The sequence below is a fragment of the Nostoc sp. TCL240-02 genome (assembly GCF_013343235.1).
Classification (GTDB): domain Bacteria; phylum Cyanobacteriota; class Cyanobacteriia; order Cyanobacteriales; family Nostocaceae; genus Nostoc.
Genome location: NZ_CP040094.1, coordinates 7,383,682 through 7,401,039 on the forward strand (window position 1 = coordinate 7,383,682; position 17,358 = coordinate 7,401,039).

Genomic DNA, 17,358 nt, shown 5'->3' on the forward strand with positions numbered 1-17,358 from the left:
CGCGATTTACCGCGTCTCTAACTCCTCATTCTCTTCCCTCCCCTTAAGTAATTTAGTTGCTTCTCCACTCGAAGCATATAGTTCAATGAATCTTTTAAATAGCAATCCAGTCTCGTGATTTGAAGCTCTGCTTAAGTTGAATAAACGCCCTATATTTTTATCCGCTAAAGCTCTTAAATAGGGCAAGTCTTCAAAGAGTGTCAGACAAGAAGCAAAATGCAATATTATTTGTAATAATGGCTTTGGCCACTCTAGGTCACTATATATATCTATAAAGAACTGATGTTCTGAGTCATTTAACGGAAAAGCATTAAATAAAACAATTATCCTTTTGTTATTGTAGACTGGAATACTCAATTCAACAGTATAGGGAGTATGTAATATTAAATCTACCTCCACAATCGGTTGTCGCCAAATTCTCAAAGGATTAGCTGGCGAGTCTAATATTGTTTGGAATTTGATTATTCCACCAGTGCTGGTGGGCTGAAAGTGGCTAATTCGAAAAATTTTAAGGTTATTAAGGCTAAAATTATGAACTGTTTCTAAATGCTTTAAGTTCAATAAATGATAAATTTGGCAAAGATAAGGAAACGGTAAAATATACTCCTGGCTAATCATGTGGAGCTTTTTTACTTGAAGCTTATTAGCTTGAGTACGAGCGAGATATTCTTGATATTGGCTGGTTCCTAAATCATTGCTGCTGAAGCTTTCGTTAGGTTTGAGATATAGCCAACTCACAAAAAAGAAAGAAGCTGTAAATAGCTGAAATATTTCTATATAAGATAAATAGCCATCAGCAAATGCAGCTATACTTCTATCGGTTATTCCAAAAAGCCAAGATGGAATACCAAACATCCAGATATTGCTTTTGATTTTATCTATAAAAAGTGCTATTTCAACATTTGAGACATTCCTACCTTGATTTACACTTAATTCATCATTGTTTTTTAGACAATTAGTAAACATAATATTTTGACTTTACCTAATGTTATTAATCTATAAAATCTATTTATATTAATCTTAAATACCAACTTACAGTTATAACCTCTATCTTTAGCTGTATATACAAGTTGTATTTTTTCTATCCATTTAAAATAAGTTCTTATGAGGATGGCTAAAAGATTCAATCCCTGATTAGATGTAATACTAAATCCTAAGCATATCTAGTCATAAGAAAATTCCTTGCAAGTCTTACTCTTAAAGGATTTAATGTTGTATTCTCAGATTTATGTATAAATTAAAAGGAACAAAATTGCTAAAATTTTTCTACTAGCTGAGTACAAAAAATTAAATTATCTAACTTTTACAAAAGTGTTAGATAGATAAAAAAAAGTTTGTTTTTCCTGACATAAAAAATTTATCTAAGTAGTGCGGTGTGAAAAAATAAACCTATTTAAATATAAATAAATAACGCCGTGTGCAACTTTCTCTCAGACCTAACCCCCAACCCCTTCCCTACTAGCGTTGGGAAGCAAAAATCAAAGCCTCTCTCCCTGTGGGGGAAAAGAATGGAAGTGGGGTTCTAAGGATAAGTTGCACATCGCGTTAAATAGGATTGCTCTATCTATTGAGATGACAGAGATATAAGTGCTTGTATATCAAAAGAGTATTTCTAACTAGTACAGCACGGCGTAAATTAACAAACCATATTGGTGGGAGAATAAATAATCAGCTAAAAACCCGTTTGGGGGGCGTATCAAGGACTGAGGGTGTGACTAAATTAACTCCTAAAATATTAAATTTAAGGCTTATTTACGCCGCACTAGACTAGTAATAAATTTTGCTATTTCAGGTATAAAATCATCCAAGTAAATCGTATCTTAGTTTGCGATCGCTAAAATTCAGTACCCAGAGGTCTAATAACACGAGATAATAAGAAACTCACACCACCCTTAGCTGTTGTCCCATCAACCATTACAGAACTTGTTCTGGCTTGGTTTAGAGTCACAGGGTCAATTTTTGCAAGTAGTTCTGAACCAAATCATGAAAACATCTACCGAATTGCTAACTCGTCTGGACTATTACTACCAGCAAATCAAGATAATTATCCTGGCTCGGCAGAATCCGATTACTGGTTTACTACCTGCGAGTACAGCGATTACAGCCCACGGCGATTATACAGATGCCTGGGTGCGAGACAACGTTTACAGCATTTTAGCAGTTTGGGGTTTAGGACTTGCATACCGCAAAATTGACGACGATAAGGGACGCACCTATGAACTAGAACACAGTGTCATCAAATTGATGCGAGGGTTATTGTTTGCGATGATGCGACAGGCTCATAAAGTAGAGACATTTAAACATACTCAGTCGCTACTAGATGGACTGCATGCCAAATATAACACCGCGACTGGTGACATTGTTGTTGGTGATGACGAATGGGGACATTTGCAACTTGATGCCACATCTATATATTTGCTGATGTTGGGGCAAATGACCGCAGCAGGATTGCCAATAATTTATACGATTGATGAAGTGAATTTCGTCCAAAATTTGGTTTACTACATTGGACGAGCTTACCGCACACCAGATTACGGCATTTGGGAACGTGGGAATAAAATTAATCGTGGTAGTGCTGAGTTAAATGCCAGTTCCGTAGGTATGGCAAAAGCTGCTTTAGAAGCTATCAACGGACTGGATTTGTTTGGTGTGCGTGGTAGTCAAGCATCAGTAATTCATGTGTTACCAGATGAAATTGCCCGCGCCCGAATTACTTTAGAATCTCTATTACCGAGGGAATCTGGTTCCAAAGAAATTGATGCAGCGCTATTGAGTATTATTAGTTATCCTGCCTTTGCAGTAGAAGACTCGCAGTTACGCGATCGCACTTTAAACGATATTATCAATAAACTTGCAGGTAAATACGGCTGCAAACGCTTTTTGCGTGATGGACACCAGACGGTTTTAGAAGATAATCAGCGCTTGCACTACGAACCGTGGGAACTCAAGCAATTTGAGCATATTGAATGCGAATGGCCGTTATTTTTCACTTATTTAGTTTTAGATGGATTATTTTGCGGTGAGCAAGAACAAGTTAAAAAATACCAAGAACTTTTAGAATCATTACTTATAGAACAAGATGGTTTGCGTTTACTGCCAGAACTATATTATGTCCCAGCCGAAAACATAGAAGCAGAAAAGTTAGCACCCCAAACGCAACCACGTTTACCCAATGAGAATATCCCTTTAGTGTGGGCGCAGAGTTTATATTTTCTTAGTCAAATGTTGAGTGAAGGATTACTAGCAGTTGGTGATATCGACCCTTTGGGAAGACATTTGTGTGTGGGAAAACAGCGCGAATCATTGGTACAAATTGCCTTGCTAGCAGAAGATGAAGATTTACAGAAAAAACTAGAAGTTCATGGCATTGAAACACAAACACCTACCCAAGTAGAACCGATTCAGGTGAGAAAAGCTGGAGAATTCTCAGCTATTTATACCCAAATTGGCCGTAATGACAAACTTGGTTTAACTGGGCGGCCAGTACGACGGCTGCGGAGTTTAACAACATCTAGAATCTTTCGGATTCGTGGGGAAACAATTGTATTTTTGCCTTCATTCTCCGACTCTCAACAGTTTTACTTAACCCTTGATTACCATTTTCTACTAGATCAAATTAGAAGCGAACTAGCTTATATTCAAAAATACTGGAGCGATTTAGGTCGTCCTACCTTGACTTTAATGTTGACGCACACCATGTTAGAAGCAGGTTCGAAAGCATTACTAGAACTGATGCAAGAACTAAAAGATGGTGTTTGTAACGGTGTGCGAGTGAAATTAGGGCGGCTAAATCAGCTAATGTTAACAGCCGGAATCCAAAGAATTGATTTTCTTCCCAATGCAGAATTCTCGCGATCGCCAGTGAGAAATGCTGGCCCACGTTGCTATTATTTGGCTTATCATCCTGAGAAAAACTGGCGCTTAGGGCATACTCAAGAATTTCAGATGGAGTATGAAACTAACTTTGCATTATTACTTTCTTATTTACGCTCATCAGAGAATATTTACGAGCAAATTGAGTTATTGCAAACCTTAACTCGCTTGCAAGGCATGAACTTTGATACGGGGTATGGCGGCCCAGGATATCCTGTCACTGTAGCCGATTTACTTGATGAAGTTTATACCAAAGCTGGAGATTTAGGCATTTGGGCGGTAGTGCGTCGGGCTGCGGGGTTGCGCCAAATGGTTGATATCAGTCTATCAGATGCAGTTACGAGTATTTTGGTAAGGGGTAAGCAAATTGCTGTAGGTAAAGCTTACAGCGAAGCGTCCTTGATTACCGTACCCATGTCTCACGATGAAATTGCCGATAAAATTAATCATTTTTGTCGTGAGGATATCCGCGATCGCGTCCTAACTCAAGAAATTTTAATCTATCTTGGTATCTTAATTCGCTCAGAACCCGAACTATTCCAAGGACTACTAACGCTGAGAGTTGGCTATCTCATCCTGCTGATAACCAGCGAACTAGCGCAGGAATTACACGTTACTCAAGATGAAGCTTACGATTACTTAATGCAACTTTCACCCTTTGAAGTGAAAATGCGCTTGCGTCAGGTATTAACTGGATATACTGGCATGAGTAACCTGTTACGCCAACAAGAATCACTGCATGTCAAGCAAAAAGAAAGTGATATTGCTTGGGTGGTGTTACCAGGAATCGCTGAAGAAATAGAAGTCCCACCAGGTGGCTGGCGACGGTTTCGCCAAGCCGAGGGTGCGACAGGGCGCGTACCAAAAGACTTTTTCAAGCAGGTTTGGCTATTAATGCAACATTGCAAGGGTCTAGTAATTGGGGATAAACTAGAGCGCCGCAATCGTTTGGATAGTGAGATCATGTTGTCCGAGATGACAGCAGGGGAAAGGAATTTTGCTCTATTAGTTGAGCATTTACTGAATAAAATCGAAGCTCCAGAATACCGCCAAGTTAATATTGAAGCATTAATCGAATTAGGAGCGATCGCAGCTAATAATCCCAAGCTGCAAATCGAAGAATATATTGTGTTAGATGTGTTGATTGGACACGCAGTGCGATTGGCGTGGCTAGAAAATCATAGTCAACGCAGCGATCGCTATGATGAGGATAAGGCGACTGCGTGGCGATCGTTTTACAATACTTCTCCCAGAGATTGCGCTAGTTATATTTTGAAAGCGTTTAGGTTCTTGACGGAATTTGTGAAGGATTTTTAAACGCAAAGGCTCGCAAAGAGAAGCGCAGAGGAACGCAGAGGATGAGAGAGAATGAGTTGAGTGGGGTGATTATTGGGTGTGCGATGAGGGTGCATACTGCTTTGGGACCTGGTTTATTGGAATCGGCTTATGAAGAGTGCTTGGATTATGAGTTGAAGAAAGCTGGATTGAATGTTGGTAAGCAAATTCCATTGCCCTTAGTTTATTGCGTTAAAAGAATATCCCCCACCTCAAATTCTAAAAGCAGGGGTTTTATTAAAACTACTTAACAGAAACAGCATCAACATCAATAGTGCTTGCACTAGAGGTAGAACCATCAGTAGTATTAGGCACTTCATTACCCACCTCACTCTTACGAGCCTTCCAGCCCTCTATTACTAGCCCAGACACCTCAGAAACTAGCAGAGTCAAAAGGAAAACATCGTCAATCTGTCCCACAACGGGTATAAAATCTGGGAGAACATCAAATGGGCTGACCAAATAGACCAACGTTCCTAAAATAACCCACCAACGGTACTTGGGGTTACGTAGCACATCGCGATACCAGGTGTAAAGTGATTGGATTGAAAATTTCATATTTTGAACCTCCAGTTATCTTTAATTTTGACAAATAATCCTAAAAATTCCTGGTGGGAATAACCGTCCTAGTTAGTCGGGAAGACGCTACTCGTAATCTGTCATCAAAAACCTATTTTGTAATTATCCATAAGAGTCTAATACCGCAAGGGTTTGACAAATTAGACAGTGATTGTATTAATTCGGGATTATGGCAACCCCGCAGCAAGTTTGTCCAGCAGGCTAAGTCAAATACGCCATACTTAGAGTGTCTTTTTAGCTTTTCGAGAAATTTATATTTTGGAAGTCCCTCATTTTGCATTAATCTCTAGAATTAAAATGCTTTAGCACATTTGCTTTAGTCATGGAGGGAGGAAACTTAAACAGTGGATATTTTAGATTTGTTTTATAAGGGCGGGCCAGCGATGTGGCCTTTGCTTATCCTGTCGATTCTATCTTTGAGTGTGATTTTTGAGCGTCTGTGGTTCTGGTTGCGAATTTTGACTCAGGAAAAGCAAATAGTCGATCGCATTCTGGATGCTGCCCAAGAGAATTGGCAAGCAGCTGCTGACATTGCTAAACAAACAAGCCATCAACCTGTCGGGCGTTTTCTCTATGCCCCCTTACGTTTTCCAAAAACTGATGTGGAAACCTTCCGACTAGCACTTGAGGCTACAGCAGAAGATGAATTGGCTGGAATGCGGCGGGGCGAAAAGCTTTTAGAAGCTGTGATTGCCCTCGCACCCCTGCTGGGATTATTGGGTACTGTTTTAGGTCTAATTCACTCTCTGCGCTCAATTCGGATTGGCGATTTGGGAACTGAATCTACCGCCGGGGTGACTACTGGTATTGGTGAATCTTTAATTAGTACGGCAACTGGGTTAATAGTTGCCATCATTAGCTTGGTATTTTATCGCCTATTTCAAAGTTTTGTAGTTAACCAAGTCAAAGTTTTTCGGAAGGCAGGGAATGAGATGGAATTACTCTACCGCCAGTCCCCGCCTGATTTTAGTAATATTACATCACCAATTGTCAGGGAAAATTTCACTCCACCCCGCAAGCCAGGAAAGACTAGGTTGCCTGAACCTCCTGAACCCCCGAATTTACCTAATTAGTCAATAAGTTAACCCCAACCAGGCGATTAAATTGAGAAAATGAAAGTTAATCTACATACCCCAATTGAAGAAGTCCAAATTCAAATCATCCCTTTAATTGATGTCGTTTTTTGTATCCTGACATTTTTTTTGTTAGCGGCTTTACAATTTACACGGCAACAGGCAATAAATGTTGATTTGCCCAAAGCCAGCCCTAGTACAGTATCTGGAATAACATCACAGAGCGGAAGTCTGATTGTAACTATTGATGCCGTTGGTAATACTTACATAGAAAAACAGCCTGTAAAACGCGACGATTTGGGAGCCAGGTTAAAACAGTATCTTCAAGGAAACCCTAGTGCTGTTGTGGTGCTAAATGCTTCGCGGACAGCAACTTACAATGACGTGATTGAGACCTTGGATTTGCTACGGCAAGTAGGAGGCGATCGCGTTTCTTTAGGAATTATTCCTGGCCCATCTCAAGCACCCACAAACTCACTCAATCAGCCTAATATCCCGTCTTTCCCAGTCAATCCTGGTATAGCACCAGTTCCAGGTATCAATCCCGAAGGGAATATTACCCCTAAATTTCCCTTAGCACCTAATTCCGTACCCTTACCTGGTGTAAGTCAGTCTCCAACCGGGCAAGGCATCAGTCCTATCAATCCTGGTATTTCCAACCCACCAGCATCCCAAGTCCCTGTAGCACCCAAACAAACCCAATCACCTCTTAAAAGATGAAATAGGGATATGAGGGATTGGGCAGAAGAGGGAGAAGGGGCAGGGGGCAGGGAGCAGGGGGACAAGGGGCAGAGGGCAGGGGAGCAGGGGGCAGAGGGACAAGGGGGAATTGAACAAGTCTCTCTCTCCTGTCTCCCCACTCTTCCTTGTCTCTTCTTTATACCCCCGCTCCCCTGCTCCCTGCTCCCCTGAAGCTTTTTCTCAATCCTAAAGATATCTAAAATAAAATTCGGTTAGCAATGAAATTTCTGCTAACTTACAAATAATTGGTTGAGCTTTAAAGATTTTTCCACCGATAAACTCAAGGAATTTATAACCAATTGCCATTCACGTTTCAGGGGTTGTGGCATGAATATCGTTACGCTTTTAATTGTTTGGGTAGTAACAGCTATCAGCCTGTTGATAATTAGTAAATTACCTTTAGGAGTTGAAATTGATACTCCTGGTAAAGCCTTTCTTTCTGCCGCAGTGCTTGGTATCGTGACGGCAATAGTCAGACCGATTTTAAGCCTCGTTTTTGCAGTCCCCAATTTACTGACATTGGACTTACTATCCGGCATTTTCACATTTATGATTGCCGTAGTTTGTTTTAGTATTGCTGCTTGGTTAGTAGAGGGCTTCCGCTTACGTTACGGTATTTGGAGTGCTGTTATTGGAGCATTTACGCTGACTATAATTAACAGCTTAATCTACAAATTATTGGGTGTTTAAAATCAATAGTGATGAGTTAGAAGTTAGGAATTAATTGTTAATAACTCCTAACTCCTAACTCCTAACTCCTAACTATTCGTTGGAACTTGGGGGAGCAACGGGAGTCGTTGATTGTTGTTTACGTTGTTCGCGTTTTTTGCGATCGGCTGAGAGCATATCTGCCATCACTACCAGCGCTTGCGCCATCTTATCTAGGTTAGAACGGTATAATTCCAAATCCTTGTTGAGTTTGTCATCAGATACGTGCAAGCCAGCTGCGATCGCTTTCAGCGCCTCAGTTAGTTGCTTTTCATCTTTGACTAATTCAGGATCTGACTGTTCTAATAACGAAAATACACCAATTGCGAACAAACGGCTGTATTTAAAGTTAGGATTGTTGGCGATCGCTTGCAGTTGTGCTTGCAAGTCAGCATCTCGATCTAAGTAAGTAGTTTGGCCTAGCCACCCAATTAAATCTTTAACTGGCAAACCTTTAGCTACAGCTTGCAATCTTTCAGCATCCTGTCGATAGTGTTGGGGATCTTGTTCTATAGCCCGACATAGAGCATTAAAAATTGATTCTTGATCTCGTTCTGGTTGATAGCCTTGCATAAAGCGGTCAAAAGTAGTGACGACGCCCAAGGCATAAATTGGATTGTAGCTAAAATCGATATTTACTGACAGCAGATGCATTTCTACCATCAATTCTTCTACTACCCGACGATAAATAGTGTTAATCGGACGGGTATGAAGATTGTAAAAAGTTCGTTTTGTATCAGAGACAGTACGGACGTTATTCACAAAGAAAATGTTAAGGGCGACGTATCTTTATTTTCTCGCTTAAAGGCTACTTTGCCAAGTTGAGCTTTTGACTTGTGACGGTTTCATTTACAATATAAACAAATCAAAAGTATTTTATAAGCTAGTAACCACAGGGGATTAAGACCTTTTCCTCTAAAAAACTAGCCAGAAATATTTCTCCTTAATTATTTGTTTATTGAATTTATGAACTTCTCGCCACAGTTAATTGCTTTAGGTGAGTACCTAGCTGGTGAATTTGATAATCGAGAACAAGCTATAGAAGAACCAGTTTGGTATGTGCATCTCCGAATGTGGCAAAGACCAGTGAATTTGTTCACAGAAGATAGCATCACCTTGTTTGCCGAACAAGCTAGCGTGATTAACCTAGATAAACCTTACCGTCAGCGAATTATGCGGTTGCGTCATGGTAGCAACTCTGACACATCTCTGGAAGTACAATACTATATACCTCAAGATCCAGATGCATTAAGAGGCGCAGGCAATAACCCTGCTCTACTAAACACACTGACACCCGAACAATTAGATTTACTACCAGGTTGTATCCTAACAGTAACTCACAAAGCATTAGCTGGCGATCGCTATAAGTTTACCGCCACACCACAACCAGAGACTTGTTGTAGCTTTACTTATCTTGGTAATAGCATCCATGTTTCCTTGGGATTTGAAACCACTGCGGCAGAATTTCACAGCTACGATAAAGGAATCGATCCCACAACTGGAAAAGCAACTTGGGGAGCGATTATGGGCCCTTATCGCTACACCAAGCGAAATCAGTATTCAATAAGATAAACCTATCATTCATGAGTTACGAGTTAACGCGATGTGCAACTTATTCTGTCACAAGACCATCGAACTGTAATGGTTCCAAACCAAATAAACGATTTAACCAGACACAAACAGTGTGAGCCAATAGTTTGCGATTTAAACGACTCGTCAAATGCCACATATCTCTGGCCCAGACTTTTTCGATATTAAAGCGATGCCTGCGGCGAGCTACGCTAACGCTAAGTTGTCCAATTACTGTTTCAATTAGGCGACGGACAGTTTGAAGTAGCTTTACCCAATATGCAGGACAGTCGTCTTGCATATTGGAACGTAGGGGTGTTTGTAAATCGATGCCATAGCGTGCTAGTTCCTGGCGGAGAGTGGTACTTATGTATCATTTGTCACCTATTACCAACCCCTGAATCAAGGTCACGATATCACAGATCGCTTCCCGTTCATCTCCCGAAGCAGAGGTTAATGTAAAGCTTGTAATCACCCCAGAGGCGCTAATGAGTAAGTGACCATGAAATCCGTAATATGTTTCCTTTTTTGCGGCACAGTAACCGTAGTTAGCAACTCCAGGAAAGCTACGACAACCACGAGCACGAGTAAAGCAACATAACGGTATCGGAATCCCGTCAATAATGTGTGTATTATCACTGAAAGCACCAAGTTCTATTGCTAAGGCTTGTTGTAGTTCTTGCTTGTACTGCCATAGGTTTGCAGCTTGTCGTACAAAGGTTGAACGGCTTTTCATCTGGGGAAACATTGAGAACCAATGACGGCGAAAGTATTGCCAAATACCTTTGTCCGTATCGATACCTTGAAACTCTGCCACAATTTCCATTGTAATCACTTCACTATCACTTAAAGATGGCTGAAATCCTCGACTACCCATAGGTTTACCATTGGTCACTTCCTTTAATAGATCATCCACACAGCAAAACACTGCTGTGATCAAGTCTTCCATAGATAACATTTGTTCCACCCTGGCAAGAGATAACAATCACAATCTCTCGGTTAAGCATAGGGTGGGACTTTTATCTTTGGAAAGAAAGTTGCACATCGCGTGAATAATGGATTTGGTAGCTGGCAAGAATGGTTAACAGTATTCACCTATCTAGGTTTTACAGTCTTTATTATCTGGCGCGTGTTTACCGCCGAGAAGAATTAAAAAAGCTACATATCATTTCACCAGGGTCTTTTTGCTCAAAGGGTAAAACACCTCCACCTTGTTGAACCTTGACTCGTTCCCGGCAATTGTAAACCTCGGTGGGTCTTTTTACTCCATTTACACTAACAGTTGCCCTGTATTCCCAATAGTTTTTAGCACTTCGGTTGATGCTGAGAATGCAAATCTGGTGGTGTTGGCGTACCCCGTTGGAGAAATCGTAATTGCGACACACTGATGCAAAAGCTGGATGTGCTATGGACAAGCCTAGTATCAATAGCAACATAAATATTCCTGCTTTTATCCTGTTCATAAAAAATCATTTAACATTAGGAACTCCGTAAAAATAAAATACCAGCTATAGGAGAGTCCTATAGACAATTTGTATTGAGCAGAAAAGTCTCAAACTTGATGGTGTTCATGTACCATACCCTAAGACCAATTCGTAATATCCTGCGGAAAGCCGGACTTCGTGCGTCTACGACGTAATTGAGAAAGTCAGATTACATCTAGCTGGGTTTCCAGCATTTGTGTCTGTAGTTTTATTTTGAAGAATTGATATAACAATAAATTTGCAAAAAAAAGCCAGTCTTAAGGACGATAAAATTGCGACTAAAAACAAATTTTGAGCAATCTCAGATTGCACGCTGTTGTGCGGCAGTACTGCTTTTCGGTCAAGTGTGGCTACATTTTATTCAGGGAAAAACTTACTACCGCAAAATTATGCAACATCTGGTGACTGCTGGGCCCGGTTCTATCTCTCCAGTTCTCCTGGTTAGCGGTTTTGCAGGAATGATTTTTACTATTCAGACGGCAAGAGAATTAGTCCGATTTGGGGCTGAAAATGCTGTGGGAGGTGCTTTTGCCTTGGCTTTTTGTAGAGAATTAGCTCCAATTTTAACCGCTAGTATTATGGCAGGACAAGTGGGTTCTGCTTTTGCAGCAGAAATAGGTGCAATGCGGGTAACTGAGCAAATTGATGCACTTTATATGCTCAAAACTGATCCCATTGATTATCTAGTACTTCCTAGAGTAATCGCTTGTTGTTTGATGGTGCCTTTGATGACGATTTTGGCTTTAGTTACTGGGATTATCGGCGGAGTTTTTGCCGGATCATACTTTTACAAAATTATTCCCGAAACATTTTTAGAATCAGTCAGAAATTTTTTAGAACCATCAGATTTGTTTATTATTTTGTTAAAAGGGTTTATTTTTGGTTTGCTGGTTGCTGTCATCGGCTGTAGTTGGGGTTTAACTACTAAGGGAGGAGCTAAGGAAGTAGGAGAATCGGCAACAAAGGCAGTTGTTACTAGTTGGGTATCCATTTTTATCATGGATTTTTTCCTTTCTCTACTACTATTTGACCAGCCTGCATTTTGAAGGGGGCAGGACAGGACAGAGCTTGTCTATTCGCATAGCATCTTATAGGGAAGTACAGTTTTCCTCCTGCCTTCATTTATAAATCTTTAGGTAATAAATATCAGTTTTGAAGCTTTGGTGGAGCCCACCACAGACATCTCTAGTTTTTTTGAAAATACTTTATAACTTTACTAAAACGTGTGAATATATTAACTCGTAAATTAGCGCACCCAAAGCTAAACCTGTAAGTGAAAAGATAGATGCAGTAAAAAAAGCTAGCCCTTCTCTAAGACCTGCTCTTTGGAAATCTATCCTGACTAATATAGTTGCCGAAATGATGAGTAAAGTATCAAGAAATACCCCAAACCAGGCAATCATCAGAAAAAATAAGAAAGCTGCTAAGACAGCAACCCCAAAAGACCTAGTGTTTGATTTAAGCAAAATCCTGAGGTAATAGGTCATTTTCGGCCAAGGAGTGGTCAACGTCACTATTAAAAGCAAGATCGCAACCACAGTCAGCACCCACACAAACAGAGGAGCGTGTGTTTCAGATATTACCCAGCCCAAGGTACTGTAACTAAGCAGTACTAACGCCAGGGACACCCAAGGAACTCTTTTAAAAATTGACATGGGTTAATATTCTTAGTACAGGGTCAAGGTATTATTCCATTATTAAATTTTATATAGGAATGCGCTTGGATTTTTGTTCGCCCAGCGTGGCGTAGCCATAGTTATTTGGCTTAAGAGGCAATAGGAAAAAAGGCTCTAGCTTCGCAAAAATCAAAAATAAGCCTTATAGAAGGCAGACTATTATAACTATTGATTAATAGCTAAACAATCATTTTCTGCCCACCAAGCGTAGATTGGCGTGTCGCTGTCTGGTAAAGCACCAAAAGTATTAGGTTGCAATACATTTATGCTAATACCATTTGTTAATTCCACAACATAATTGACGTGTGTGCCCAGATACATAACATTAATAAGCCGCCCTTCAAAGCAGTTAGCTGGCAAATTGGGTGGATAAAGCGAAAGCTGTATTTTTTCTGGGCGCACACTCACTACTACCGCTTGTGATAATTGAGATGGTGTATCTTCAGCGCGGCTAATGATAATTGAGAGTCCTGTTTTTGTGGAAACTTTAATACTAGAGGAGTCTACCGCTACGATCTCACCACTAAATAAATTAGTATCGCCAATAAAATCAGCAACAAACGATGTCTGGGGACGTTCGTAAATTTGGCAGGGAGTGCCAACTTGTTCAATTTTGCCTTGGTTCATGACGGCAATGCGATCGCTCAAAGATAATGCTTCTTCTTGGTCGTGTGTCACCATCACAAAGGTTACTCCTAAGTCTTTGTGTAAATTTGATAACTCAACCTGCATTTCTTTACGTAGTTTTAAATCTAACGCCCCTAAAGGTTCATCCAGTAGTACCACGGTGGGACGGTTGACTAAAGCCCTTGCTAAGGCGACTCGCTGCTGTTGACCACCAGAAAGTTGACTGGGAAAGCGCGATCGCAAACTTTCCATTTTCACTAACTTTAAAGCTTCTTGAACTCTAATTTCAATTTCCGATTTGTGGATTTTTTTTAACCGTAGTCCAAAGGCGATGTTATCCCAGACATTCAAGTGATTGAATAGAGCGTAACTTTGAAATACAGTATTGACGGGTCGGCGGTAAGGCGGCACATTAGTCATAGACTGACCCTGAATCAACACTTTGCCAGCATCAGCGATTTCAAAGCCAGCAATCAAACGTAGTGTTGTTGTTTTACCACAACCGGAGGGGCCTAAAATACTAAAAAATTCTCCCTGTCTGACATCCAAATCTATTCCATGTACTGCTGGTTCTTGGTTAAAAAACTTGAACACGTTACGCAGTTCAACATCAAGTGGCTGAAAATTTGTTATCCCCCTCTGATTTTGCATGACAATTTGAGCCATAATCCTTAGTAGAATGCCGTGATCTTACGTAACTTTGTCAGTAGTCTATTGGGCAGACTATATTTGACACTTTGGTTTATTGTATCCGCCAAAAACAATTGTTCAAGAATATACTTGCCCGATTTTTTCATACCCAGTTTTGGGCATGAGTTTAGGGTAATTGTATACAGATAATACTGCTCTTAGAGCTGATTCGTAAAGAAAATCTAAAGAAAACTGAATCCGGTTTTGTTCAGGTTATAGGCTAAGTCGAGTGTAATTTATGTTGTAGTCGATGAGCCGTCTACCTGCGATTGAAAATCCACAGCGTAAACCCTACCCAAGTGATTTAAGCGATGCCGAATGGTTAATTATCAAGCCCTTTCTACCAAAACCTAAAGGGTTTGGGCATCCTGTAGAAGTAGATTTACGAGAAATTTTGAATGCTATTTTCTATGTGCAACGTACCGGGTGTCAGTGGGAAATGCTACCCCATGATCTTCCACCTTACACAACAGTATACGGCTACTTTCAGAAATGGCAGCGCAAAGGAATATGGCAGAAAATTCATGACCAAGTGCGCCATCAACTGCGACAAGATTTGGGCAGAGACGAACACTCTAGCGTTGCGATCGCCGATTCTCAGTCAGTGAAGACAACGGAAAAAAAGGGGAAGTCTACGGTTTCGATGGTGGTAAGAAAGTTAAAGGCCGTAAGCGACATATAGTTGTGGATTCTCAAGGTTTGTTGATTGGCGTTTTAGTGACTGAAGCTAATGCGTCGGAACGTTTGGGGGCTGTGGTTGTACTCCATGAATCGGCTCAGGAATTGTCTAAATTGGAAGTTGTTTGGGTAGATCAAGGCTATTCTGGTGAAAACTTTGCTCAAGCTGTCAAGCAAGTTTGCGGAGAACAGGTTCGTGTTGAGGTGATTGAGAGAATATCGAAAACATTTGAACGATTACCCAAGCGGTGGATTGTGGAAAGGACATTCGGCTGGCTCAATCGATTTCGGCGTTTGAGCAAGGATTATGAGTTGTACACAGAGATCAGTGAAGCCATGATTTACGGCTCATTGATTCGTCTGATGGTAAAACGAATGGCAGCTTAATCTTTTGTTTACGAATCAGCTCTTAGAATCATTCTTTGTCTTATGTCTTTATTCCCATCAATTGGCAGCAAAAAAGATACACGTACAGTTGGACGTGGTTTCCAATCAATATTTTTAATTGTATTTACCCTCTTAATGACTGCTGGGATTGAGGCTCGTTTGGCCTATTTGCAAATTGTTGAAGGCCCAAAACTCCGAGAACGAGCCGAAGCAAACCGGATTCGGATGATTGCTAAACAACCAGAACGGGGTAATATTTTTGACCGCAACGGTAAAATTTTAGCCAGTACTCGCTATCCTAGCTCTGTATATTTGTGGCCAATGGCACATACTAAGCCTTCTTGGTCTGTAGTCGGCCCGCGTCTAGCGCAAATTCTCAACATTCCCCAAGATGAGATGGAAAAGAAATTAGAACAAGCAGGTGCTAATTCTTCTTCACTCATCCGAATTGCTCGCGATCTCAATGAAGCAGAAATCACTGCACTAAAGGAGTATAAAAATGAACTCCCAGAAGTGGAAATTAATACAGATTCTGTACGCTATTACCCTCATGGCAAGCAATTAGCTCATGTATTAGGCTATACGCGAGAGTTGACCGCCGACCAGTTAAAGGACAAGAAGCAGGAAGGCTACCGCCTGGGGGATGTCATCGGTCAGATGGGAGTAGAAAAAGCCTATGAGAAAGTGCTAAGAGGCGAATGGGGTGGTCAGCAAGTGGAAGTAGATGGTGCGGGTAGACCAATTCGGGTTGTGGGCGAGAAACAGGCAAAGGCTGGTAACGATTTGCATCTGACAATAGATTTGGATGTGCAACAGGCAGCAGAAAAAGCTTTGGGAAATCAAAAAGGTGCGATCGCAGCACTCGATCCGAATAATGGTGCTGTTTTAGCATTGGTCTCTTACCCTACCTTTGACCCGAATATTTTCTCAAAACAAAAACTCTCCCAGAAAGATTGGGAAAGCTTGCAAGGTAAAGATCATCCTTTGGTCAATCGGGCTTTGAGTGCCTTTCCACCTGCCAGCACTTTCAAAATTGTCACCACGACAGCCGGACTGGAATCAGGTGAATTTTCTCCTGACTCAATATTACAGACCTTTGGTTCTCTTACCGTTGGTGGGGTAACTTTTGGTGAATGGAACCACGCCGGATTCGGGCCATTAGGATTTCCACGAGCGCTCGCTATGAGTAGTGATACTTTCTTCTATCAAGTTGGTAGAAAAGTTGGTGGGCCAACTTTAATCCAATGGAGCCGCAAATATGGATTTGGTCAAAAAACTGGCATTGAATTTCCCAATGAAGAATCAAAAGGCTTGGTTCCAGATGAAATATGGAAGCAGAAAGTTTTGAAGACCCCTTGGACTGTAGGCGACACCATTAATATGTCAATTGGTCAAGGCGCTTTACAAGTAACACCGCTACAATCGGCGATTATGTTTTCTGTCCCTGCTAATGGTGGGTATCGCGTTCAACCGCATTTGCTCAAAGACAACGAAGAAGCAAAAAGTTGGCGAGAATCTTTAAATATGAAGCCGGAAACTATCAAAGTTCTCCGCGATGGACTGCGAAGGGTGGTGAGTGAAGGTACTGGTAAGCACTTGGATGTGCCGACAATTGCCCCAGCTTCTGGAAAGAGTGGCACTGCTGAAGCTGGTGTTGGTCGCCCAAATCATACTTGGTTTGGTGCTTATGCCCCTAGTAATAAGCCGGAAATTGTGGTTGTGGCCTTTGGAGAAAACTCTGGCGAACATGGTGGTACTATTTGTGGACCAATGGTTTTACAAGTGCTAGAAGCTTATTTTCAGCACAAGTATCCAGGTAAGTATAAAAAATCTCAGCCTGATTCATCAGAAGCAAAAACTCAAAATTCAGGACATGGCACTGGAGACTAGTACCGCAAGGCGGAATTAAAAATTAAAAATTAAAAATGAATACAGCGT

Annotated in this window: 15 protein-coding genes and 1 pseudogene; 9 read left to right on the forward strand and 7 right to left on the reverse strand. The window is 40.9% G+C overall.

What is annotated here, in order from left to right:
* Positions 1 to 6 precede the first annotated feature (6 nt).
* Entirely contained in the window at positions 7 to 966 is a 960-nt protein-coding gene (locus FBB35_RS31645) for a hypothetical protein (RefSeq protein WP_174712914.1), read from the reverse strand.
* Positions 967 to 1,983: 1,017 nt separating this feature from the next.
* Here FBB35_RS31645 and FBB35_RS31650 point away from each other — a divergent pair.
* Together FBB35_RS31650 and FBB35_RS31655 are read left to right on the forward strand one after the other, a co-directional pair.
* Positions 1,984 to 5,190 carry a glycoside hydrolase family 15 protein gene (locus FBB35_RS31650; RefSeq protein ID WP_174712915.1) on the forward strand — a complete coding sequence of 1,069 codons (3,207 nt, stop codon included), beginning with the start codon at positions 1,984 to 1,986 and terminating at the stop codon, positions 5,188 to 5,190.
* Between the two features lie 41 nt (positions 5,191 to 5,231).
* Positions 5,232 to 5,459, forward strand: a complete 228-nt coding sequence (locus FBB35_RS31655) for a GxxExxY protein (protein WP_302480937.1) — start codon at positions 5,232 to 5,234, stop codon at positions 5,457 to 5,459.
* On the opposite strand, the gene FBB35_RS31660 is transcribed toward FBB35_RS31655, so the two are convergent.
* Positions 5,452 to 5,766: a YkvA family protein gene (locus tag FBB35_RS31660; protein WP_012411460.1), complete on the reverse strand. Its 315-nt coding sequence runs from the start codon at positions 5,764 to 5,766 to the stop codon at positions 5,452 to 5,454. The two genes, FBB35_RS31655 and FBB35_RS31660, sit on opposite strands and share 8 nt — an antisense overlap.
* 365 nt (positions 5,767 to 6,131) lie before the next feature.
* On the opposite strand from FBB35_RS31660, the gene FBB35_RS31665 reads away from it, so the two are divergent.
* From FBB35_RS31665 to FBB35_RS31675, 3 genes are all read left to right on the forward strand, one after another.
* Positions 6,132 to 6,860, forward strand: a complete 729-nt coding sequence (locus tag FBB35_RS31665) for a MotA/TolQ/ExbB proton channel family protein (protein WP_174712916.1) — start codon at positions 6,132 to 6,134, stop codon at positions 6,858 to 6,860.
* A gap of 39 nt (positions 6,861 to 6,899) precedes the next feature.
* Complete coding sequence (locus FBB35_RS31670; protein WP_174712917.1) at positions 6,900 to 7,580, forward strand: biopolymer transporter ExbD; 681 nt, start codon at positions 6,900 to 6,902, stop codon at positions 7,578 to 7,580.
* A 348-nt stretch (positions 7,581 to 7,928) separates the two neighbouring features.
* Positions 7,929 to 8,291 carry a phage holin family protein gene (locus tag FBB35_RS31675; RefSeq protein ID WP_012411457.1) on the forward strand — a complete coding sequence of 121 codons (363 nt, stop codon included), beginning with the start codon at positions 7,929 to 7,931 and terminating at the stop codon, positions 8,289 to 8,291.
* 72 nt (positions 8,292 to 8,363) lie between these two features.
* On the opposite strand, the gene psb29 is transcribed toward FBB35_RS31675, so the two are convergent.
* Positions 8,364 to 9,071, reverse strand: a complete 708-nt coding sequence (gene psb29 / locus FBB35_RS31680) for a photosystem II biogenesis protein Psp29 (protein ID WP_174712918.1) — start codon at positions 9,069 to 9,071, stop codon at positions 8,364 to 8,366.
* Between the two features lie 204 nt (positions 9,072 to 9,275).
* Between psb29 and FBB35_RS31685 the strand changes: the two genes are divergently transcribed.
* Positions 9,276 to 9,881: a chromophore lyase CpcT/CpeT gene (locus FBB35_RS31685; RefSeq protein WP_174712919.1), complete on the forward strand. Its 606-nt coding sequence runs from the start codon at positions 9,276 to 9,278 to the stop codon at positions 9,879 to 9,881.
* Positions 9,882 to 9,921: 40 nt separating this feature from the next.
* Here the strand turns inward: FBB35_RS31685 and FBB35_RS31690 are convergent.
* Positions 9,922 to 10,836 (reverse strand): annotated as a pseudogene (locus FBB35_RS31690) (IS982 family transposase).
* Positions 10,837 to 11,011: 175 nt separating this feature from the next.
* Positions 11,012 to 11,314, reverse strand: coding sequence for a hypothetical protein (locus FBB35_RS31695; protein ID WP_254625749.1), 303 nt, complete (start codon positions 11,312 to 11,314; stop codon positions 11,012 to 11,014).
* Positions 11,315 to 11,634: 320 nt separating this feature from the next.
* Here FBB35_RS31695 and FBB35_RS31700 point away from each other — a divergent pair, with 320 nt between their 5' ends.
* A complete protein-coding gene (locus tag FBB35_RS31700) occupies positions 11,635 to 12,408 on the forward strand; it encodes an ABC transporter permease (protein WP_174712921.1) in 774 nt (257 codons plus the stop codon).
* A gap of 159 nt (positions 12,409 to 12,567) precedes the next feature.
* Here the strand turns inward: FBB35_RS31700 and FBB35_RS31705 are convergent, their stop codons facing one another.
* Together FBB35_RS31705 and FBB35_RS31710 are read right to left on the reverse strand one after the other, a co-directional pair.
* Entirely contained in the window at positions 12,568 to 13,017 is a 450-nt protein-coding gene (locus FBB35_RS31705) for a hypothetical protein (protein WP_174712922.1), read from the reverse strand.
* Positions 13,018 to 13,203: 186 nt separating this feature from the next.
* Complete coding sequence (locus tag FBB35_RS31710; RefSeq protein WP_174712923.1) at positions 13,204 to 14,331, reverse strand: ABC transporter ATP-binding protein; 1,128 nt, start codon at positions 14,329 to 14,331, stop codon at positions 13,204 to 13,206.
* A 274-nt stretch (positions 14,332 to 14,605) separates the two neighbouring features.
* Between FBB35_RS31710 and FBB35_RS31715 the strand changes: the two genes are divergently transcribed.
* Positions 14,606 to 15,420 (forward strand): IS5 family transposase gene (locus FBB35_RS31715; protein WP_174708067.1). Its coding sequence is split into 2 segments (ribosomal slippage): positions 14,606 to 14,972 and positions 14,972 to 15,420, totalling 816 coding nucleotides; the frame shifts between segments, so codons are not numbered across the junction.
* Between the two features lie 42 nt (positions 15,421 to 15,462).
* On the forward strand, positions 15,463 to 17,310 hold the full coding sequence (gene mrdA, locus FBB35_RS31720) for a penicillin-binding protein 2 (protein WP_174712924.1): 1,848 nt from the start codon (positions 15,463 to 15,465) through the stop codon (positions 17,308 to 17,310).
* The last annotated feature ends 48 nt before the right edge of the window (positions 17,311 to 17,358 follow it).

What these genes read in the sequence shown, in the direction of transcription:
- FBB35_RS31705 (WP_174712922.1), bottom strand. Translation starts at nt 13,017, where the DNA reads ATGTCAATTTTTAAAAGAGTTCCTTGGGTGTCCCTGGCGTTAGTACTG.
- mrdA (WP_174712924.1), top strand. Translation starts at nt 15,463, where the DNA reads ATGTCTTTATTCCCATCAATTGGCAGCAAAAAAGATACACGTACAGTT.
- FBB35_RS31655 (WP_302480937.1), top strand. Translation starts at nt 5,232, where the DNA reads ATGAGAGAGAATGAGTTGAGTGGGGTGATTATTGGGTGTGCGATGAGG.
- FBB35_RS31645 (WP_174712914.1), bottom strand. Translation starts at nt 966, where the DNA reads ATGTTTACTAATTGTCTAAAAAACAATGATGAATTAAGTGTAAATCAA.
- FBB35_RS31650 (WP_174712915.1), top strand. Translation starts at nt 1,984, where the DNA reads ATGAAAACATCTACCGAATTGCTAACTCGTCTGGACTATTACTACCAG.
- FBB35_RS31660 (WP_012411460.1), bottom strand. Translation starts at nt 5,766, where the DNA reads ATGAAATTTTCAATCCAATCACTTTACACCTGGTATCGCGATGTGCTA.
- FBB35_RS31670 (WP_174712917.1), top strand. Translation starts at nt 6,900, where the DNA reads ATGAAAGTTAATCTACATACCCCAATTGAAGAAGTCCAAATTCAAATC.
- FBB35_RS31710 (WP_174712923.1), bottom strand. Translation starts at nt 14,331, where the DNA reads ATGGCTCAAATTGTCATGCAAAATCAGAGGGGGATAACAAATTTTCAG.
- FBB35_RS31695 (WP_254625749.1), bottom strand. Translation starts at nt 11,314, where the DNA reads ATGTTGCTATTGATACTAGGCTTGTCCATAGCACATCCAGCTTTTGCA.
- FBB35_RS31675 (WP_012411457.1), top strand. Translation starts at nt 7,929, where the DNA reads ATGAATATCGTTACGCTTTTAATTGTTTGGGTAGTAACAGCTATCAGC.
- FBB35_RS31685 (WP_174712919.1), top strand. Translation starts at nt 9,276, where the DNA reads ATGAACTTCTCGCCACAGTTAATTGCTTTAGGTGAGTACCTAGCTGGT.